Origin of the sequence: Flavobacterium difficile (assembly GCF_011392115.1) — a bacterium.
In the GTDB taxonomy this organism is placed as follows: domain Bacteria; phylum Bacteroidota; class Bacteroidia; order Flavobacteriales; family Flavobacteriaceae; genus Flavobacterium; species Flavobacterium difficile.
The window spans coordinates 17,490-38,932 of record NZ_JAAJBT010000003.1; the positions used below are offsets into that span (position 1 = coordinate 17,490).

The 21,443-nt window shown below is 30.2% G+C and carries 20 protein-coding genes and 1 tRNA gene; 13 read left to right on the plus strand and 8 right to left on the minus strand.

Going from position 1 to position 21,443, the window contains the following annotated elements; genetic code table 11:
- Positions 1–8 precede the first annotated feature (8 nt).
- The 3 genes from G4D72_RS06150 to G4D72_RS06160 form a co-directional block, all read right to left on the minus strand.
- Entirely contained in the window at positions 9–1,736 is a 1,728-nt protein-coding gene (locus tag G4D72_RS06150; protein ID WP_166076778.1) for a hypothetical protein, read from the minus strand.
- A gap of 86 nt (positions 1,737–1,822) precedes the next feature.
- The gene (locus G4D72_RS06155; protein WP_166076780.1) at positions 1,823–2,911 is read right to left on the minus strand and encodes a hypothetical protein; all 1,089 of its coding nucleotides are present in this window, start codon (positions 2,909–2,911) and stop codon (positions 1,823–1,825) included.
- 95 nt (positions 2,912–3,006) lie between these two features.
- Positions 3,007–3,225 (minus strand): helix-turn-helix domain-containing protein, encoded by a 219-nt coding sequence (locus tag G4D72_RS06160; protein ID WP_317165230.1) that lies wholly within the window; start codon positions 3,223–3,225, stop codon positions 3,007–3,009.
- A gap of 93 nt (positions 3,226–3,318) precedes the next feature.
- Between G4D72_RS06160 and G4D72_RS06165 the strand changes: the two genes are divergently transcribed.
- Positions 3,319–3,783: a hypothetical protein gene (locus G4D72_RS06165; protein ID WP_166076781.1), complete on the plus strand. Its 465-nt coding sequence runs from the start codon at positions 3,319–3,321 to the stop codon at positions 3,781–3,783.
- Positions 3,784–4,086: 303 nt separating this feature from the next.
- On the opposite strand, the gene G4D72_RS06170 is transcribed toward G4D72_RS06165, so the two are convergent.
- Positions 4,087–4,159: transfer RNA gene (locus G4D72_RS06170), tRNA-Phe, on the minus strand.
- 121 nt (positions 4,160–4,280) lie between these two features.
- Between G4D72_RS06170 and G4D72_RS06175 the strand changes: the two genes are divergently transcribed.
- The 11 genes from G4D72_RS06175 to bioB all read left to right on the plus strand — a co-directional run bounded on the left by G4D72_RS06175 (position 4,281) and on the right by bioB (position 16,146).
- A complete protein-coding gene (locus tag G4D72_RS06175) occupies positions 4,281–5,015 on the plus strand; it encodes a type III pantothenate kinase (RefSeq protein WP_166076782.1) in 735 nt (244 codons plus the stop codon).
- Positions 5,008–6,261: a hypothetical protein gene (locus tag G4D72_RS06180; protein ID WP_166076783.1), complete on the plus strand. Its 1,254-nt coding sequence runs from the start codon at positions 5,008–5,010 to the stop codon at positions 6,259–6,261. Before G4D72_RS06175 ends, G4D72_RS06180 begins: the two co-directional genes overlap by 8 nt.
- Before the next feature lie 5 nt (positions 6,262–6,266).
- Positions 6,267–6,812, plus strand: coding sequence for an LPS export ABC transporter periplasmic protein LptC (lptC, locus tag G4D72_RS06185; RefSeq protein ID WP_166076784.1), 546 nt, complete (start codon positions 6,267–6,269; stop codon positions 6,810–6,812).
- A gap of 6 nt (positions 6,813–6,818) precedes the next feature.
- Complete coding sequence (locus tag G4D72_RS06190) at positions 6,819–7,010, plus strand: hypothetical protein (protein ID WP_166076785.1); 192 nt, start codon at positions 6,819–6,821, stop codon at positions 7,008–7,010.
- Positions 7,011–7,091: 81 nt separating this feature from the next.
- Positions 7,092–9,197: a peptidylprolyl isomerase gene (locus G4D72_RS06195; protein WP_166076786.1), complete on the plus strand. Its 2,106-nt coding sequence runs from the start codon at positions 7,092–7,094 to the stop codon at positions 9,195–9,197.
- Between the two features lie 152 nt (positions 9,198–9,349).
- Positions 9,350–9,916: an aminoacyl-tRNA hydrolase gene (gene pth, locus G4D72_RS06200; RefSeq protein WP_235922471.1), complete on the plus strand. Its 567-nt coding sequence runs from the start codon at positions 9,350–9,352 to the stop codon at positions 9,914–9,916.
- A 91-nt stretch (positions 9,917–10,007) separates the two neighbouring features.
- Entirely contained in the window at positions 10,008–12,095 is a 2,088-nt protein-coding gene (locus tag G4D72_RS06205) for a T9SS type A sorting domain-containing protein (protein ID WP_166076788.1), read from the plus strand.
- Between the two features lie 73 nt (positions 12,096–12,168).
- A complete protein-coding gene (locus G4D72_RS06210; RefSeq protein ID WP_166076790.1) occupies positions 12,169–13,095 on the plus strand; it encodes a bifunctional riboflavin kinase/FAD synthetase in 927 nt (308 codons plus the stop codon).
- 6 nt (positions 13,096–13,101) lie between these two features.
- Positions 13,102–14,391, plus strand: a complete 1,290-nt coding sequence (locus G4D72_RS06215; protein WP_166076791.1) for an HTTM domain-containing protein — start codon at positions 13,102–13,104, stop codon at positions 14,389–14,391.
- Between the two features lie 89 nt (positions 14,392–14,480).
- The gene (locus G4D72_RS06220; protein WP_166076792.1) at positions 14,481–14,996 is read left to right on the plus strand and encodes a hypothetical protein; all 516 of its coding nucleotides are present in this window, start codon (positions 14,481–14,483) and stop codon (positions 14,994–14,996) included.
- Between the two features lie 67 nt (positions 14,997–15,063).
- On the plus strand, positions 15,064–16,146 hold the full coding sequence (gene bioB / locus G4D72_RS06225; protein ID WP_166076793.1) for a biotin synthase BioB: 1,083 nt from the start codon (positions 15,064–15,066) through the stop codon (positions 16,144–16,146).
- A gap of 118 nt (positions 16,147–16,264) precedes the next feature.
- Here the strand turns inward: bioB and G4D72_RS06230 are convergent, their stop codons facing one another.
- The 4 genes from G4D72_RS06230 to G4D72_RS06245 all read right to left on the minus strand — a co-directional run bounded on the left by G4D72_RS06230 (position 16,265) and on the right by G4D72_RS06245 (position 20,134).
- On the minus strand, positions 16,265–17,266 hold the full coding sequence (locus G4D72_RS06230) for a glycosyltransferase family protein (RefSeq protein WP_166076794.1): 1,002 nt from the start codon (positions 17,264–17,266) through the stop codon (positions 16,265–16,267).
- A 7-nt stretch (positions 17,267–17,273) separates the two neighbouring features.
- Positions 17,274–18,101, minus strand: a complete 828-nt coding sequence (locus G4D72_RS06235) for a UDP-2,3-diacylglucosamine diphosphatase (RefSeq protein WP_166076795.1) — start codon at positions 18,099–18,101, stop codon at positions 17,274–17,276.
- A 285-nt stretch (positions 18,102–18,386) separates the two neighbouring features.
- Positions 18,387–19,637, minus strand: coding sequence for an aspartate kinase (locus tag G4D72_RS06240; RefSeq protein WP_166076796.1), 1,251 nt, complete (start codon positions 19,635–19,637; stop codon positions 18,387–18,389).
- Between the two features lie 23 nt (positions 19,638–19,660).
- Entirely contained in the window at positions 19,661–20,134 is a 474-nt protein-coding gene (locus G4D72_RS06245) for a GNAT family N-acetyltransferase (RefSeq protein ID WP_166076797.1), read from the minus strand.
- A 225-nt stretch (positions 20,135–20,359) separates the two neighbouring features.
- Here G4D72_RS06245 and fbp point away from each other — a divergent pair, with 225 nt between their 5' ends.
- On the plus strand, positions 20,360–21,367 hold the full coding sequence (gene fbp / locus G4D72_RS06250) for a class 1 fructose-bisphosphatase (RefSeq protein ID WP_166076798.1): 1,008 nt from the start codon (positions 20,360–20,362) through the stop codon (positions 21,365–21,367).
- The last annotated feature ends 76 nt before the right edge of the window (positions 21,368–21,443 follow it).

Sequence of the window (21,443 nt, forward strand, 5' to 3'; positions counted from 1 at the left end):
AGTTTTTGTTATGATTTACCATATTTTCTAAAAGCAGCAATTGTTTGGTAGATTCCATAGCTGACAAATATTCTTGAAATCCAAATGACTAGATTAGATTGCCAAGTATTAGGAATTGTAGAGTATTTTTGAATTTCCAGTTTTGGAAAGGAACTTATAAAAAAGGTATAATCTTTTAAACTTTCTTCAAAGTTAAAATCGATATTTATAGTTTTTAAATATAATAACATAAACAAATAAGCTGTTATTAAAGTGAATAGAATACCTCTAAACCAGCTCAAGCCATTTTTATTAGAAATTAAATTTAAAAACAATAACACCTTGTCAAATCCAAAGTCTTTTTCTTTTAATAAATATTTGTACTCTAATGATTGATATTTCATTGATGTATCAATATCTCCTTTTAGTAAAGCATTTTTTTTAAGCTGATTATAAACATTTTTTAAATTAGTATTCCATTTTGACTTATCAATAATTCCATATCCTATAACAGGATTAGAGCTATAAGATAAGATATTAAATGGGTGTTTAGAAAAATTTATTCCAACTAAATTACTATCCGAAAAAACAAATTCTTTGAATAATGTTACATCTGAACCCATGAAGTCTAAGTTTCCAACAATTGAATCTGTTATAATTAGTAAATCTCCTGATTTAATATTGTTAAATGATACAACACCTTTGTTTTGAAAATCACTAATAGTTAGATGTTTTATATTTATATTTTTAAAATTTATGTTTCCGAAATTTATACCACTTAAATTAATGTTTGTATTGATGTTTTCAAAAAACATACTTCCTTGATTTATTCCAGAAATACTTATATTAATTTTATTTTCATTTACATTGCCATCAATTTTTTGGTAAGTGTTGAAATTTAAAAGTTGCTTAAAATTATTGTTAGATAGACTTAAAGAATTTATTTTTGATGAGTTTAAAGTAATATTTTTATCAAAAACACATTCATGAAGTGATAATTCTTTAATACTCAAATTTAAACTTGTATTGTCCAATAAATTATAGCCATTTATCCAAATTAATCCTTGGAAATTACTTCTGTAAAAATTTATAGATGTAAAAAATCCATCCTCAATATCTAATCTTTTGTGCAATGTAGATGATTCAAAAAACAAATATTTTGTTTTTAATGCCCCTTTGAAAACAATACTGTTTTTAAATACCCCGTCAAAATGAATACTTTCATAAGTGCCATCATCAAAAATTAGGTCTGAAAAGAGATTTGAACTTTCTATGTTTAAATTTTCTATTTCATTGTTTCTTTTAAATTCAATTCTAGATTCAGATTGTGAGTATTCAGTGTTAATGTCTTTTAATAATAGTTTTTTGAATGTACATTGATTTATGAAGCTTAATAAATATTTACCATTTATTTTTAGCAGATTCCCTTTAAAGCCGTCTAAGCTTAAAATATTACATTTGTTTGAAAGTAAACTAAAAGTTGATTTATCTGAGCCTGAGAACTCACATCCTAAAATACTAATTATATCTAATTCTGAATTTTTGATAACTGAATATGAGCTGAATTTGCAATTGAAAAAAGTTAGCTTCCCATTTGTTTTAAAATTATCTATTGAAATTGGTTTCTCGAATACACAATTTTTAAATTCTAAATCCCCTTCAAAGTTAAAATCGACTTCATTTATTACTTTATCGAAAGTTTGATTTTCGAAAAGTTGGCGCTCTCTTAAAATTGTAGTTATTTCTGGATTACTCATTTGTTTAGAAATTTAAACATTAAATAGTGGTTGTAATATTCAAGCTGACCCAAATCTAGTTTGAAATTTGAGCTTTGTTTTTATTTTTACCCTTTTTCTCCTAATATATCATTAATAACATTAGGTAAAGAATTTGCTAATTCTGTGTAACGTTCTAATATAATATTTACGTTTTTGGTCATGTAGCCAACTTCCGCTTTAATGCCGGCAATATCATTTAAGCAAGCAGTAATACTTCTGGTAAGTGGAAGAGTTTTTTCTTCAAATCTATAATGTGACAAGTGTCTAATGCTAGGTATAAAAAATTCATCTCTCAACTTAAATGGATTGTATTCACCGTCTTCTATATGGGGTACAATTTGTGCAGTGTATAGAACACATAAGGGCGCTGTTCTTTCATCTTCAAAAATATTTACACCTTCTTTTTCATAATCCAAATTATACATTCCGTATTCTCTAAGGAACTCTTGTAAATGTTTGTTGAAAGATTGAACGTGTCCCGATGTACCACTCAAATATGAATTAAATTTTTCACCAATCAGTTTGAATTGATGCTCCATTATTGCAATATGACCGTGAGTAAAATTTGAAATGCTCACCACTTCTTTATAGGCTTTTTCTTTTTCTGCTTTACTATCACAAATTCGTTCGTATAATGGTTTAGAATTTTTAATTTCTATATATTTTATAAGTTCACTTTTATCTAATGATTTGAATATATCCCCATTTATATTTGTCATTGCTTTAATTTCAGGAATGACAAACTCTGTAACGCTTAGCTTATCTCTAAACTCAATTAAATCTGTCACTTGCTGACTTAATAGAACTTCTGTGCTTCTTAGTTCAACAACCCATCTTTCGCCGTTTCTAATCGTTGCATTTCTTTTACTATTCCAGTCAATTAATCGATTTATACCAATACCAAGAAACAAAGTGATTATAGGTAAGGCATATTTTGCCCAATCTGTACCAGTAGCTTCTTCTTTAGCAAGTATAATATTGATGTCTTTCTTGGTGTCAACGGAAACTACAATCGGTTTATCTTTTACAGTTGCTTTGATTGTGTCGATTTTTACAGTTACAGACTTTGCTTTATATGTCTTACTATTAGCATCTTTAGTTTGTGCGTAACTTACTGTAGAATAAACGATAATAATTAGTAAATATTTTTTCATAGTACAATAATACAATTTTTAAGGAAAATATATTGTTGTAATACTTATATAATTATAGTTGTAGTAATAGAAAAATATATAAATATAAAAAGCGATTAAAATAAATCCTTAATTTCAATATTGAGTGCTTTGCAGATTTTTTGAAGGGTAGTTATTGAAGTGCTTATTTCTCCTCTTTCGATTCTCCCAATTTGGTTTCTAGGAATATTGGCGTCAAAGGATAATAATTCTTGAGAAAGATTCATTTCGATTCTTCTCGTTCTTATTTTATCACCTAAGCTTTTAAGGAATTGTATTTCTTCATTTTCATTCACGCAATAAAATTGCGTTTAACTTTGTAAATAAACCGACACATATTTGTGTCTTTTGTTAAATTTTGTAATATTTGTAGATAAATATTTTTAGTTATGAATTCACAAGAATTAAAAGAGATTAAAATTTTAAAAGTTGGGGAAAATAAAGAAATTAACTTTAATGGAGATTTTTTTATTGTCAAGAATGTTAATAATGAAGTTGTTGTTTTGCCTAAACCAAAAATGCTTTACAATGCTATTGCGCTTTTTTTATTGATGCTAATATCATCATTTTTAATTGTTATACTATCTGGTGGAGAGGCTAGGGCTGGAGGGTTTGTTGTTTTTGTAATTTTATTACTTTATAAAAGTTTAGCTTTAGAAATTCAAAAGCTTATTTTTTCTGAGAAAATAAAAAATTTGAAGTCTGAACTTAATGATGTTAAATTTATATCTGAATCAAATTTGAGTGTTGGAGAAGGTTATACTGAAGGGTTGTTTTTCAATGTAATAATGTCTTTTTTAATGTTGGCTTTTGTGTTTTGTGGTTTATATGCGTTGTTTTCAGTGTTTAGTTGATAGTTTTTCTGTCGATTTAGATTATGTGTAGACTTTAGCGATGAAATATAAAAAAGGAAATTAGCATTTTTTAGAGTGGTGGGGTTTGTTTTTGTTTTTTTATTTCTGTAAAATTTCGAGTTTTTTTACTTTATAATAGGTACTGTTTTTATGGGTTTCTTGACCTATACGAAATGGTACTTTTTTTTACATCTATTATCGTGCTTAATAGAAAACAATTTTAAAAAGCACCCTATTCAGCACCCTTGTAAAACAAAAAAATCCGCAATCAATTGATAATCAATTAATTTGCGGATATTTAAGTGGTACCTCCAGGGATCGAACCAGGGACACACGGATTTTCAGTCCGTTGCTCTACCATCTGAGCTAAGGTACCTTGAATAATTTAGTAGTATTACTTCCTTATTGCGGGTGCAAATATAGAACCATTTTTATATTTTCCAAAACAAATAATAAAAAAAATCAATTTCATACATTTGCAATTCTAATATTTAGATATGATACTTACTATAGATGTAGGAAATACAAACATTAAAGTCGCTGTTTTTAAACAGGTTAACTTAATTGAAAAGTTTGTTTTTCAAAAAAATGAGCTTCAAAATAATTTTGAAAAAATTTTAAAAGAATATCCAAATTGTGCAAATGCAGTACTTTCTTCGGTGGGAAAACTAGAAGAATCTGATGTTTTGTGGCTAAAAAGTAAGTTAAATCTCATTGAAATAAATCGTAATGCTACTTTTCCGTTTCTAAATCTGTATGGAAGTCCAAAAACTTTAGGAGTAGATAGAATGGTTTTGGCAGCAGGTGCTGTTTTATTGTATCCCAATCAAAATACTTTAATTATTGATGCAGGTACTTGCGTAACTTATGATTTTGTGACTAGTAAAAATGAATATTTAGGTGGTGCTATTTCGCCTGGATTGCGTTTAAGGTATGAGTCGTTACATAATTTTACAGCAAATTTGCCTTTATTGCATAAAAAAAGTCCTGAAAACTTTATTGGAAATACTACAGATGAAGCTATTCACTCCGGTGTTGTAAATGGTTTATGTAATGAAATTGAAGGCTTTGTTTCTCAATATTCTGTTAAAAACGAACAATTTACAATAATTTTAACAGGCGGAGACGCTAATTTTTTGGCTAATCGATTAAAAAGTATCATATTTGCCGATGAAAATTTCTTATTGAAAAGTTTACAACAATTATACACTTACAGTTTACAAAATGATTAAAAAAATCACCTTAATAGTTGCTTTACTACTTGTCAGCTATAGTTTTGCACAAGAAAACACTTCTTCGCCTTATTCTTTTTATGGAATAGGAACATCAAAATTTAAAGGTACAAATGACATTATTTCCATGGGAGGAATAAGTGTATATTCTGATAGTACTCACGTGAATGTTCTAAATCCTGCATCTTATTCGAATCAACTTGTTACTACTTTTCAATTGGGTCTTACTAGTTCTTTTTATAAGTTAAATTCTGGATTACAAACAGAAAAGGCACAAAAAACAACCTTTGATTACTTTGTTCTTGGTTTTCCAATTTCAAAAAAAGCAGGTGTTTCTCTTGGTTTACTACCACAAAGTGCAGTAGGTTACAGATTTGTTAACGATAGAAGACTTGTTGATAACACATTAAGAGTTTATCAAGGTGAAGGAGGAGTAAATAAAGTATACCTAGGTACTGGTTATAAAATTACACCGAAATTAAGTTTTGGTTTTGATGTGCAATATTTATTTGGTTCTATTAATACAGAAGCACAATTATATGAAACAGGTGTTCAGTTTGGCTCTAGAGAAATTAACCAATCTTCTATGTCGGGTATAGCTTTTAACTCGGGTTTATCTTATCAAACCAAATTAAATAGTAAACTTAATTTTATGTCGAGTTTAACTTATTCACCTGAAGCAAAATTGACCTCAAGTAATGCTAGATTTGTGTCTTTAGTTACACTTTTGTCAACCGGAGGTGGTACACCGGCCTCTTCAGATATTGAAGTAGCAATGCAAGATACAAAACTTAATGTGCCTTCAAAGTTAGCTTTTGGTGCAGGTCTAGGAAATAGAAAATGGTTTTTAGGTGGTGATGTAACTTTTTCAGGAACAGGAAATCAAGTCAACCGTTTTGATAACTTTTCTAACGTTAGTTATGAAAATGCTACAAAAGTTTCTTTTGGTGGTTTCTACATTCCTAAATTCGATTCTTATAATAGTTTTTTTGAACGAGTTGTTTACAGAGCTGGTTTTAGATTTGAAAATACTGGGTTAGTAATTAATAATACTGCGATTAAAGATAAAGCGTTAAATTTAGGTTTTGGTTTGCCAATTGCAGGAACGTTTTCTAGTTTAAACCTTGGTTTTGAATATGGACAACGAGGAACTGTATTGAGAGGATTAGTTCGTGAAGAATATTTCTCTGTAAATCTAGGGCTTATTTTTAATGACAGATGGTTTAGAAAAACTTTATACAATTAAAAATCATGAAAAAAGGGTTTGAACTTACCATAGGAATTGCTCTTCTTGTTTTCATGCAAAGTTGTGAAAGTAATTTGAAGGATGTTCAACGAATTTATAAAACTTCATTTGTCCCAACAGGTGAAGCGGATTCTATAAATCTGAAATATACTGATTCTGGAAAAGTAAAATCTACACTACAGAGTTTAAAAATGATTGATTATTCAACTGCTAAAAATCCTTTTGTTGAATTCCCAAAAGCAGTGTTAGTTACTTTATATGATAACAACGGTAACAGGACAACAGTTGTAGCAGATAAGGCTATTTCTTACAAAAGAACAGAAGTAATAGATTTAATTGGTCATGTGAAAATAGCCACTCATGATGGTAAAATATTAACCACTAATCAATTGTATTTTGATCAGAAAAACGAGTGGTTTTTTACTGAAGAGGCATTCAATTTTAATGGGTCAGATGGTAGTTTCTTGCAAGGAGTTGGAATTGACTTTAGCAAAGATTTCAAAATATTCAACATGCAAAACAATAACGGAGAATACAATAACATCAAATAAACAAACATGAAATATTTTAAATATTCACAATTTTTATATCTAATTGCAGGAATTGTTTTCGGAATTTCTGCTACAATTAAGTTTTTTAGTAACGACGATTTTAGTTTACAACTAATTATAGCGGTTGGATTTATTATTTTATACTTTGTAAGAAGCATTTTTTTAAAGAAAATGCAAAACAATCAAGAAAAGAAGTAAAAAAAATAGGCAATACTATTTTATTATTAAATAGATAATTGTATTTTCGCCCACTGAACAAAAAAATAACTCAATATAAAAATGGCAATTTTATCAAAAATTAGACAACGTTCTATCTTATTAGTATTAATAATCGCTTTAGCTTTATTTTCATTTGTATTAGCAGATGTAATTAAAAGTGGCGCTTTTGGTGGTAATTCAAATGATATCGGTTCAATAAACGGTACCGAATTTGAATATCAGGAATTTATGAATAAAGTCGCTAATGTTGAAAAACAACAGCAAGGTATTAGTGGTACTCAAGCATTAAACTCGGTTTGGGAACAAGAAGTTAGAAAGGCTTTGTTAACAGAACAATACGATAAAATTGGTTTGTTATTAGGAAAAGAACAATTAATGACGGTTATTAAAACAAATCCGCAGCTGTCTCAAGATCCAAGATTTTTAAATGCAGCAGGTAAATTTGATGATAATAAATTTGCAGAATATATCAATTCTTTACAAAGTAATCCAGATCAAACACTTTGGAGTCAATGGAAATCTTACGAACTTCAAATTGAAGATTTCGCTAAAGAACAAATTTACAATACGCTTATTAAATCAAGTGTTTACACTACAAAAGTTGAAGGTAAATTAAAATATGAAAGAGATAACAATAAGGTTGATTTTGATTATGTTGCTTTAGCTTTTTCTACAGTTAATGACGATCAAGTAAAAGTTACAGATGAAGAAATGATAGCTTTTATGAAGAAAAATCCAAAAAAATATAAATCTGATAATTCAAGAACAGTAGAATTTGTTTTGGTTGAAAATAAACCTTCTAAAGCAGATGAAGCAGTTATGAAATCTAAAATTGACGGTTTCATTAACGGTAAAATCGAATTAAAAAATGGAGTAAATGATACTATTCCATCTTTCAAATCGGCTACTAATTTAGCCAATTATGTAAATAAGTATTCAGAAATTAAATTTGATTCTACTTATGTCGCTAAAAAAGATATCAATCCACAATTTGCAGAGCAATTATATGCTTTAGCACCTGGTCAAGTTTTCGGTCCATATACAGATAACGGATATTCGAAATTGTCAAGAGTTGCCGGAAGAAAATCTGGATCATCTGCAAAAGTTAGTCATATTTTAATTGCGTATAAAGGTGCCATGCAAGCAGCGCCTACAGTTAAATTAACAAAAGAGGAAGCCAAGGCAAAAGCAGAAGGTTTATTAGCTCAAGTTAATGCAAATCCATCAAGTATGGCCATGTTAGCTATGGTCAATTCTGATGACCAAGGTTCAAAACAAAATGGTGGAGTTTACGATAATGTAACTCCTAAACAAATGGTAAAATCTTTTGATGATTTCTTATTTGGTAACCCTGTTGGAAAAACAGGTGTAGTTGAAACAGATTTCGGTTTTCATGTGATGAAAGTTGATGCTAAATATGATGCTGTTTTGTTAGCTACTGTTGCTTTGAAAGTTCAACCATCTGAGCAAACTGAAGATGCTAATTATAACAAAGCACTAAAAGTTGAGTCTGATGCTACTGCAAATGGTCTTGAAAAAGCTGCAAAAGCTGCAGGTTTAAAAATTGCTCCAGTTACAAGTTTTAGAGCTTATGATGAAACTGTTTCTAATTTAGGTGTGCAAAGACAAATCGTAACTTGGGCCTTTAATAATGATTCAAATATTAATGATGTTAAACGTTTTGATATTGCAAATGTTGGATTTGCAATTGTAAAATTAAAAGCAAAAAATGATGAAGGTTTACTTCCTCTAGATCAAGCAAAACAAATTGTTGAGCCGCTTATCAAAAACGAGAAAAAAGCTGCAATATTAAAAAAGAAAATGACAGGTGCTACATTAGAAGCAGTATCTAAAGCTACAGGTTCTTCTATTTCTCCTGCAGTAGGAGCGACTATGGCTTCACCAGTCGTGCCTAATTTAGGATATGAGCCTAAAGTAGTCGGAACGGCATTAGGTTTAGCTTCAGGGAAAACTTCTAAAGTTATTGAAGGTAACTCTGGGTTATTTATGGTAAGAACAAAAGCAGTTACAAAAGCAGCTGCTGTTAAAGATTACAAATCTCAAATCGATCAAATAAATCAGCAAACTAAAGGCTCTGCTCCATTTAGAGTAATACAAAGTTTAAAAGACAAAGCTGATATTGTAGATAATAGAGGAAAATTCTAAAATAATTTTATAAACAAAAAAGGACTGAATTTTCAGTCCTTTTTTGTTTATATTACTTTTTAACGATGAATAAAATAACTTATTGGTTTCAAATTTTGCGCACGTATTTTCAATTTGTTCGCAAAGAAATTAATGCAAATGAAAAGAAAGAAATGAAAAAATTTTTAGTTGTTGGATTAGGAAATATTGGCGCAGAATATGTTAATACTAGACATAATATTGGTTTTAAGATTTTAGATTATCTAGCAAATCAAGAAAGTGTATCTTTTCAAACCCAAAAATTAGGAGATGTTGCCGAATTAAAAATAAAAGGAAGAACAATAGTTTTGCTTAAACCTAATACTTATATGAATTTAAGTGGTAAAGCAGTAAAGTATTGGATGGAAAAAGAAAATATTGAAAAAGAAAATATTCTTGTAATTACAGATGATTTAAATCTTTCTTTTGGAAGTATCCGAATTAAAACCAAAGGTTCTGATGGCGGGCATAATGGATTAAAAAATATCCAACTATTACTTAACACAACAGAGTATCCTCGTTTTAGATTCGGAATAAGTGATGCTTTTAAAAAGGGGAAACAAGTAGATTATGTTTTGGGTGAATGGACTGTTGAAGAAAAATTAGCGCTTGAAGAACGATTGGTTCTATCATCTGAAATAATTAAATCATTTGCGTTAGCTGGTTTAAATACTACTATGAATCTATATAATGGAAAATAATTACAAAATTTATTGTTATTCTTTCTGATATATTATTAGATTATTATTTTTTTGTTATATTTGTTGTTAATTAACCAATAATACCATCAAAATGAAAAAAATTACTTTAATTCTATCTCTTTTCTTTTGTTTTAGTTGCGTAGTTTTCGCACAAAATAAATCAGGCGATAGAACAGTTTTCGGGAAAAAAATTAGCCCTGAAAATATTAGTCCTTCTGGTCATATTAGATGTGCTTCTACCGAATATGAACAATATTTAAGAGAATTGAATCCAAACATGGAATCTTTAGAACAATTCGAAAAATGGATGGCCAAAAAAATTGAAGAACAAAAATACAATCAAGAACTTTTGTCTCAAAGTGGAGGAATTATTTATATTCCTGTTGTAGTGCATGTTATTCATAATGGTGATGCTTATGGTGTAAATGAAAATATAACTGATGAGCAAGTGCAATCTCAAATTACAGTTATGAACCAAGATTTCAGAAGAATGTCTGGGACTCCAGGTTTCAATACAAATCCTGTAGGTGCAGATGTTCAAGTAGAATTTGTCTTAGCGAAAGTAGATCCAAATGGTAATCCAACTAATGGTATCAACAGGGTAAACTTATGTCAAGCTTCTTGGTCTACTGCAGCCATCAATTCTACTGTAAAACCAGCTACTATATGGGATCCTAATTTATATATGAACATGTGGTCTGTTAACTTTACGGATACCTCTTTGTTAGGTTATGCTCAGTTTCCAGAATCTACTTTAGGTGGTTTAAGTACGGCTTCTCAAAGTGCTAATACAGATGGTGTTGTTGCTGGATACAGATTTTTTGGTAGTTCAGATTTAGCTACTGGAAGTTTTTCAGCTCCTTTTGACAAGGGAAGAACGATGACCCATGAAGTTGGACATTATTTAGGTTTAAGACATATTTGGGGAGATAACTCTGCTTGTCCTACAACTAATACAGTAAATGATAAAGATTTTGTGGCAGACACTCCGGCTGCTAATGGTCCAAATTATGGTTGTGTAGCAAACACAAATACCTGTCCATCTAATCCAGGGAATGACATGATTCAAAATTATATGGATTATACAGATGACACTTGTATGAACATATTTACAGCTGGACAAAAAGCTAGAATTACTACAGTAATGAATAATTCACCAAGAAGATCTACCTTAAGAACTTCTACTAAAGATGTAGCAATACCATTGTTTGCAAATGATGCAGAAGTTATTATAGAAAATTTATGTGGTGGTGGTGAACCAACATGTACAACTCCAAACCCTCCATCACCAGCAAAAGTAGTTTTGTTATACAACAGAGGAACTTCAAATTTAACTTCTGCTACTTTAAGCTATAATATGAATGGTGGTACAAATTTTGTTCAAAACTGGACGGGTAATTTAGCACCAAACAAATATGCAGTTGTTACTTTAACAAACACAACTGTAAATGGTACTTTAAACGTTACTATTACTGCAGCTAATGGAACAGACCAAAGAGCATCTAATAACTCTGCTTCTAAAACTTTTGGTACCACTTCTTCATCATTACCTTATGCTAATGCCACAACATTTACTTTTGATTTAGTAGGTGATAGATATGGTGACGAAATTTCTTGGAACCTGAGAAATCAAGCTGGAACTATTTTATACCAAGGTGGTCCTTATACTGATTCGGGTATAGAAGGTACTCAACCTTTGGTAAATCAACAATGGACTTTGCCAGCAAACGGTTGTTACTATTTAACTGTGCGTGATTCATATGGTGACGGTTTGTTTGATGGTGCAGCACAAGGATATTATACAGTAGTTGGTGCAGGTGTAACGGTAGTGAATGTTCCTGATTTTGTTGTATCTGGAAATCCAGCTAATACAGTTGTTACAAGAGTTAGTTATTTTACTAATAACGTGACTTTAAATGCAGATAGCTTCAGTTTAATTGATGAGGTTTCTTTATATCCAAATCCTTCTAAAAATTTCTTCACAATTGATGTGCCTCAAGGAATTGATAGAAATGGTAATATGGAAATTTTTAACAGTATTGGTCAAAAAGTTGCTTCTAAAGTAATTTCTTCTGATGCAGATTTAACGGTTAATGTTTCAGAATTAAGTAATGGAGTTTATTTCTTAAATTTAAATTTAGGAGACGCTAACAAAACATTACGCTTCATAAAAGAATAATTTTAAAAGATTTTTTCTTAAAAAGGATTGGTTTACGCCAATCCTTTTTATTTTTGTAGAAATATTATTTATCTTGAAAATATATCAATCACTTTACGACTTTAATACAGTAAAAAAAACAGTTCTCACTTTAGGTACTTTTGATGGTGTTCATGTTGGTCATGCTGCTATTTTAAGTCAAATTTGTAATGCGGCAAAAGAGGAAGACCTGGAAAGTGTTATTCTTACTTTTTTTCCTCATCCTCGATTAATAGTTTCAACTAATTACGATATTAAATTACTAAATACCATGGATGAGAAAGCTATTTTGTTAGAAAAAAATGGCATTCAAAATTTTATCATTCATCCTTTCGATAAAGCTTTTTCAGAACTTTCTCCGAGAGAATTTGTTGCTCAAGTATTGGTGGAGAAATTAAAGGTTCAAAAAATTATAATCGGTCACGATCATAAATTCGGTAAAAATAGAGCAGCAGACTTCAACGATTTAATTGATTTTGGAAAAGAATTTGGATTTGAAGTAGCGGAAATTTCTGCACAACAAATAAACGACGTTTCTGTAAGTTCTACAAAAATAAGAAATTCGCTTTTAGAAGGAAATATTGCTTTAGCGAATCAGTATTTAGGTTATCCTTACGTTTTATCAGGAAATGTTGTAAAAGGAAGGCAATTAGGCAGAACAATTGGTTTTCCAACAGCAAATATTGAAGTCCCAGAAGACTATAAATTAATTCCTAAAAATGGGGTTTACATTGTTACGGTTATTGTAAATAATGAAATGGTTCCCGGAATGATGAATATCGGAGTAAAACCTACTTTAGGTGAAAACAATTTGTCTGTTGAAGTACATTTGTTAAATTTCGATAAAGACATCTACAATCAAAAAATTCAGGTTAATGTATTAGAAAGATTACGAGATGAACAAAAGTTTGCTTCTTTCGAAAAACTACAATCTCAAATTGAATTAGACAAACAAAATACTATTCGTTATTTTCAAAAATAAAAAATGATGAAAAAATGGCTTTCTGAATCGATCGACAATTCCGGATTAGTACTTTTTAGAGTGCTTCTAGGTGTATTAATCATGGCTGAAAGCTTTGGTGCTATTCTATTAGGTTGGGTAGAAGCAGTTTTTGTTCAAAGTAAATTTACTTTTAATTTTATTGGTTTCGATTTTTTGCAAGTCCTTCATGGCGAAAAAATGTATTTGTACTTTTTTGTAATGGGTATTTTCGGATTACTCATCACACTTGGTTTGTTTTACAAATTTGCGATGACTGCTTTTACTTTTCTGTGGTCTGCAGTTTATCTTATTCAAAAAGAATCTTATAATAACCATTATTACTTTTTAATACTAATTTGTGTGATAATGATTTTCCTTCCTGCTAATGGTAAATTTAGTATGGATGCTAAATTATTTTCTAAAGTAAAACAAACAAAAATTCCAAGATGGATGCCCTATTTATTACTTTTTCAAGTAGCAATTTTATATTTTTATGCAGCAATTGCAAAATTATATCCCGATTGGTTAGACGGCACTTTTTCAAAAATTCTCCTAAATGGTATTACGCAAAGACAATTTCTATTAGATATTTTCAATCAAAAATGGTTTTTATTAACTTACGCTTACGCTGGAATTTTATTTGATTTACTAATTGTTCCTGCCTTAATCTGGAAAAAAACCAGAAAATTAGCCATTATCGCTTCTTTCGGATTTCATCTTTTTAATGCTTATTCGCTTAAAATTGGAATTTTTCCTTTTTTGGCCTTAAGTTTTATTGTTTTGCTTTATGATACTATTCCTTTTAAATTTCTAAATTCGAAAGAAGAAATTAATGCCGTAACCGATATAAATACAAAGTTTTTTACTCTTTTTTTTGTTCCTTTTTTTATCGTTCAAATTGTATTGCCTTTACGCCATCATTTTATAAAAGGTGACGTGTTATTTACAGAAGAAGGTCATCGTTTAGCTTGGCGAATGATGCTTCGCGAGAGAAAAGGTGCAATAAATATTAAAATAGTAGACAAAAAAACAGGCATGTTTCACTATCACAACTATGCATCAGAATTAACCCAAAAACAAATAAAACTCCTGAGTCATTCTCCAGATATTATTTGGCAATACTGCCAGAGAATTAAAAACGAATCTAAAAAACCAATCTCCATTTTTGTAGAATGTTCTGTATCTATAAACAGAAGACCTTATTTAAAATTAATTGATGAGAAAGTCGATATGGCTGCTGTTGATTTCGATTATTTTGGTCATAATGATTGGGTTTTACTTCATGATATAAAATAATTTTCTAAAACAAAAGTTAAAAAACAACTTGATTATCAGTTAGATAAATAATTATTTGTACTTTTATAAGTATCAAAAAATTAGCTACTATGAAATCGCAAGCAAACTTCATGCTAAAATGCGATTTTCAAATTCATTTTAAACAACTAAAATCGTTATTTATGAAAAATCAAGTTGAAATTAAAAACGGAATCTTAATTTTTGTTGGTATTGGACTCTTCTTTTTACTAATGGACTTGTTCGGTTTAGCCAACAAAAATTACCTTAGAATTTTAAACGCATTTATAGTGCTGTACGGAATTTGGAAAACCATCAAAAGTAATTATGCTAACGGAACTACAGAATATTTAGAAAACTTGGTATCTGGCTTTAAAACTGGAATTATTGGAGTAGTTTTAGGTATAATGGGTTTAATAGTTTTCGTATACATAAAAGGTGGTGAAAGTTATTTAGCTACTTTATCTGATACCTTCTTCTTTACAGGAAAAACGAATCTGATTATGTATTGTGCCGTTCTGTTTTTTGAAGGTATAGCCTCATCTTTAATCGGGTCTTTTGTGATTATGCAGTATTGGAAAGATGTTCCTGCGGTATCAAAAACATAAAATCTTTTCAAATAGGTTTTTTCTTCAAATGTAAATTAGTACTTTTGAAGCATTAATTTATGATTTTATGAGTGTTACTAAACATAACTGGACGAAAGAAGAAATAATTGACATCTACAACAAGCCTTTGATGGAATTGTTATATGATGCAGCATCAATACACAGAGAACACCACGACCCAAATACGGTTCAGGTTTCTACACTTTTATCAATAAAAACAGGTGGTTGTCCTGAAGATTGTGGCTATTGTCCGCAAGCTGCTCGTTACCACACAGATATTGAAGGAAATGATTTAATGTCGGTTTCTCAAGTAAAAGCACAAGCCTTAAGAGCCAAATCTTCTGGATCTTCTAGAGTTTGTATGGGAGCTGCCTGGCGAAATGTTAAAGATGGGCCAGAATTTGATCAAGTATTAGAAATGGTTCGTACGATTAACAAGTTGGATATGGAAGTGTGTTGTACTTTAGGTATGATTACGGAAAATCAAGCGCATCGTTTAGCAGAAGCAGGCTTATATGCTTACAACCATAATTTAGATTCATCAGAAGAATATTATAAAGAAGTCATTTCAACGCGTGGTTTTGAAGACCGTTTAGAAACTATAGAAAACGTTCGTAAAACGAATGTAACAGTTTGTAGTGGTGGAATTATCGGAATGGGTGAAAGTATTGAAGATAGAGCTGGAATGTTAGTAGCGCTTTCTACCTTAAATCCACAACCCGAATCGGTACCAATTAATGCTTTGGTTGCTGTTGAAGGAACGCCGTTAGAAGACCAAAAACCTGTTGAAATTTGGGAAATGATTCGTATGGTAGCTACTACAAGAATCGTAATGCCAGAAACTCAAGTTCGTTTATCAGCAGGAAGAACTAATATGAGTAGAGAAGGACAAGCGATGTGTTTCTTTGCAGGTGCGAATTCTATTTTTGCTGGAGATAAATTACTTACTACTCCAAATCCTGATGTTGATGAAGACATGAAAATGTTTGAAATGTTAGGATTAAACCCGCAAAAACCATTCATTAAGAAAATGCAACCAGAAACAGTTGAAGCAGCAGATTCTAAGTTTGAAGCTTTAGGCGAGAAACCAAAATGGAGCCGACCAGATCATAAAATTGAAAGAAATTTAGAAGCTTCTAACAAAAAATAATTAAAAAATCCCAAACCAACGTTTGGGATTTTTTTATTTTGGAAAAAGGGCAACGATTTACTAACCACAAATAAATATTGAAAAAAACTACTTTCTTTTTAGTTACCCTTTGTCCAGTTTATATGAAAAGAAATTCAGTGTCGTAAGAGGTGTTTTCTAAAACAATTTCTTCAATTACTTTTTCAATGTTGTTGTAATAATTTACAGGAATAGTTTTGTTGGATAAGGTCCACATTTCTATTAAATTAAAATCTAGTTTTTTAGAGGTTAACACACCCATTTCTTTTAAAGCTAATGCGTTACATTCTTGTTCAATTTGTTTTTTGATAGGAATAACGAAAAGTTTCTTTTTTAAAAACAACGCTTCAGAAGGCAATTCAAACCCAGCATTACATAAAACACCAGGGCAATTCGCAAAAGAATTTAAAAATTCGTTATCATCAATAGGATAAACCGTGCAATTATGAGCTGTGTATGATGTTTTTGTATGTTTAGAAAAAATAGTCCAATTTGCAGAAGTTCGTTTTAATTCTTTTATAATTTTAATATCGGAATAGGATGGTAAATACACCACGTAATTCCCTGATGTTGTAGTTTTTAAATCTCTTACTTTTTTTCGAATTACAGGTTTAAAAATACAATCGTCGTATTCTTTAAAATGAAAACCATATTTTTTGGTAACAGGAGCGTAATTTTTAAAAATTTTCCAACTCAACCATTTTAATTTTTTAGGTTTTGGCGTTGCTTTAAAAAATAAAGAAGACTGATGTGATAGAGAAACAATATTACCCCCTTTTAATTTACAAGCCCAGGCAGAAACAGGTTCGTAATCGTTTATTATTAAATCATACTGATGCACATGCAATTGTAAAATTTGAGAAATAAATTTGAAATAATTATTTTTAAAAAAGGTTTTAATAAAAGATACATTTCCATTGTTTCCATAAAATAAAGAAATACCTTTAAAGTCATATTTTACGGGGAAACCTAAATTAATTTGCGATTGACTACCACTTGTTAAAATGTCTACATCTCCATAAATTTGTAAAATCGGAATGATTTCTTGCGCTCTAGCTAAATGACCATTTCCTGTTTTTTGTACGGCATATAAAATTTTCATAGTTTATTTAGTTAAATGCAACAACTTCTTTAATTAATTCGTCAATGTTTTTTAGTACGATATCGTTAATGTCGTTTTCTAATTCGTCATTAAAATCATTTTTATCGTAGGTATATATCTTCCATGTTTTGTTATTGTATTCTAAAGCGGTTAAATTCTCTATCCAATCGCCACTATTCAAATACATACAACTTCCTTTTTTACTTGCTACTTTTCTAATTTGAGGTTGATGGATGTGTCCACAAATCACATAATCGAAATTATTTTCAATGGCTAATTCTGTTGCTGCATCTTCAAAATTTCCGATAAATTTTACAGCTTTTTTTACGTTGTTTTTAATCTTTTTCGAAAACGAATATTTTTCTTTTCCCATTTGAGTTAAAAACCAATTAGACAATACATTTAGTCGAATTAAAAAATCGTAACCCCAACCGCCTAATTTTGCAATCCATTTCGAATGTTGTACAGATGCATCAAAAACATCACCATGAAAAAACCAAGCTTTCTTTCCATCAAGATCCATTATTTTTTTATTGGTCAATTCAATATTTCCAAAATTTGTATCGGCAAAACGGCGCAAAAATTCATCATGATTTCCCAATATGTATACTACTTCAGTACCTTTAGTAGCTAAATCAATAATTTTTTTAATGACTTTTAAATGTGGTTTTGGAAAGTAACTTTTTTTAAACTGCCAAATATCAATGAAATCACCATTGATAATCAGTGTTTTTGGAGTAACAGATTTTAAATAAGAAAGGAGTTCCTTAGCCTGACAACCATAAGTTCCCAAGTGCGTGTCGGAAATAACTACAACATCAACTATTCTTGCCATAATACGTTCTGTATTGTTTCGGCAAAGTAATGAGTTGAGTATTAAGTTAAAGACAATAGAAAATTAAATAATTGAAGCAAAAAAAAACGCCTAATTAAATTAATGTTAATTAGGCGTTTAATTTCTTTAGCCACGAACTTTTGTGACTAAAATAGTTACAGGAAAGTTTTTCGGATTAAAGCATCTTAAGTAAAATTTAAAATTGTATTGAAAGTGATAGTTTTGATTTGTAAGGCCAATTACTTTCAACTTGACTCTTTTTACTTTTGCTTTGGCTCTTTTAAATTACTGCGTTACAATTTGCAAGGTTTCGCGGCTAATTTGTTTCACTAAAACAGTTTTATCTTTTTCTACTACTTCTGCAGAAATCGCATCAAAATGACGAATGGTATATAAAGAAACATTTTCGTTGTAAGAGACTTTGAATTTTTTTGATAAAATGGTTTTTAATTCATTGAATTTTTCAAATTTATCTTCCACACAAACCGAAAAACTAATCGCCGAATTCTGAATTAAGCTTACCTTAATTTTATATTTATGAAATAAGGCAAAAATTTCACTGATGTTTTCTTCCATAATGAAAGAGAAATCAATTGAAGACAGCGAAATTAAAATCTGATTTTTCTTTACAATAAAACATGATGTTTTTGGTTCTAAATCAACGCCTTTGCTCACTTTTGTTCCAGGTAAAGTCGGATTGATAAATGATTTTACGAATAAAGGAATTTCTTTTTTCTGTAAAGGTTGTAAGGTTTTCGGGTGAATTACACTTGCGCCATAAAAAGCCAATTCTATTGCTTCTCGATACGAAATCTGATTTAACAAAACTGCATTTTCAAAATATCTTGGGTCGGCGTTTAACACTCCAGGAACGTCTTTCCAAATGGTAACACTTTCTGCGCCTAAACAATACGCGAAAATTGCCGCAGTATAATCCGAACCTTCACGACCTAAAGTAGTGGTAAAGTTGTTTTCATCTGAACCTATAAATCCTTGCGTAACAAATAATGATTTTTTTCTGTTGATTTTCGAAATTAATTTCTGAGAATGGTCCCAATCTACATTCGCATCGCGGTAATTATTATCTGTTTTAATGTACTGACGCACATCTAACCATTGATTAGAAATTCCAGCAAAATTTAAATAATGGCTAACAATAGTTGTTGAAACTAACTCACCAATACTTATAATTTGATCATAAACAAATGGATAATTCGGACTTTTATTACTTCTTACAAAATATTCTAAATCGTCAAAATGTGCATTCACATCAAAAAACACTTCATGTTCTTCGTCGTCAAATAAATCTAAAAGAATTTGATTGTGATATTTTCTAATGTCTTGAAGCGAAGCATATAATTCGTTAGATTTATCGAAGTAATTTTTAATTACAATTTCCAATGCGTTTGTCGTTTTACCCATTGCTGAAATTACCAATAACACATTTTCATGTCCTACTGTTTTTAATACTTCTAAAACATTTTTTACTCCAGCAGCATCTTTTACTGATGCACCACCAAATTTGAAGATTTCCATTTTATTATTTTAAGTTGTGTTTGTTAGTTATTTAAAAAAGTTTCGATTCCAACTTCATCCATGTGCACGACACGCCAATCGGATAAAACTTTTGCGCCACTTTTTTCGTAAAATTTTATGGCCGGTGTGTTCCAATCCAAAACATTCCATTCTATTCTTCGAACATTGTCTTTTTTACCTTGTTTGATAATTTCAGAATATAAAGCAAATCCTGCGCCAGTGCCGCGATTGTTTTCTTTTACAATTAAGTCCTCTAAGTGAATGGTTTTTCCTTTCCAGGTAGAAAAACGGTAATAATATAAAGCTACGCCTATAATTTCTTCATTCAGCTCTGCTACAAAAGTATGAAATAAAGGATTTTCAGTAAAACCATCTCGTACTAAATCTTCAGTTGAAATTACCACAGCATCAGGTTCTTTTTCAAAAATAGCTAATTCTGTAATTAATGCCAGAACGGCTGGCATATCTTGAGGGGTTCCTTTTCTTATTTGTAACATATAGTATGAAATATTTGAAAGATGAAATTGTTATAAAATCAAGCAAATGTACTTAATAGCATTTGTTTTGAAAAAATAATTTAAAAATATAACAAAAATTTATATTTTTAAATAAAATTTAAATTTTTTACTCTTTAAGGCTGAATTTTAATTTTTTGAAACACTTAAAGTTTTCATATAAAATTGTGTAAATTTGCGCAACAATTCAACTCAATCGATTTCGTAATGGAAGAAAGAAACAAAACTCTTGGTGAATTTATCATCGAAAACCAGAAAGCACATCAATATTCTTCTGGTGAATTATCCAGAATTATAAATTCTATTCGTTTAGCAGCTAAAGTAGTTAATTACAAAGTGAATAAAGCTGGTTTAGTAGATATTGTTGGAGCAGCAGGCGATCAGAACATTCAGGGTGAAGACCAACAGAAACTGGATGTTTATGCAAATGAAGTTTTCATTCAAACGTTAATCAATAGAGAAATTGTTTGCGGTATTGCTTCTGAAGAAAACGACGATTTCATTACGGTTGCAGGTTCAGATGATAGTCATAATAACAAATATGTAGTATTAATGGATCCACTAGACGGATCTTCTAATATCGACGTTAACGTTTCTGTGGGAACCATTTTTTCTGTATACAAACGCGTAACTCCAATTGGTACGCCAGTCACTTTAGCTGATTTCTTGCAACCAGGAACTGCACAAGTTGCTGCAGGTTATGTAATTTACGGAACATCTACTATGTTGGTATACACCACTGGACATGGTGTTAACGGTTTTACCTTAAATCCAGCGATCGGAACGTTTTATTTGTCACATCCAAATATGAAATTTCCTGAAAACGGAAGTATCTATTCAATCAATGAAGGAAATTATGTGCATTTTCCACAAGGTGTGAAAGATTATATTAAATATTGTCAGTTAGAAGAAGAAGACCGACCATATACTTCTCGATATATTGGTAGTCTGGTTTCCGATTTTCACAGAAACATGATAAAAGGTGGCATTTATATTTATCCAACCAGTTCAAAAGCGCCAAAAGGAAAATTACGTTTGTTGTACGAATGCAATCCAATGGCATTTATTGCCGAACAAGCAGGTGGAAAAGCATCCGATGGTTTCGGAAGGACCATGGAAATTGTTCCAACAACATTACATCAACGCGTTCCTTTTTTCTGCGGCGTAAAAACCATGGTAGAAAAAGCTGAAGAATTTATGGAAAAGGCAAAATAATTAATAATCTCAAAAGCGGCAGAAATGTCGCTTTTTTATTTCCCTAAAATTCTGTAAGTTTGAAAATCATTTAACC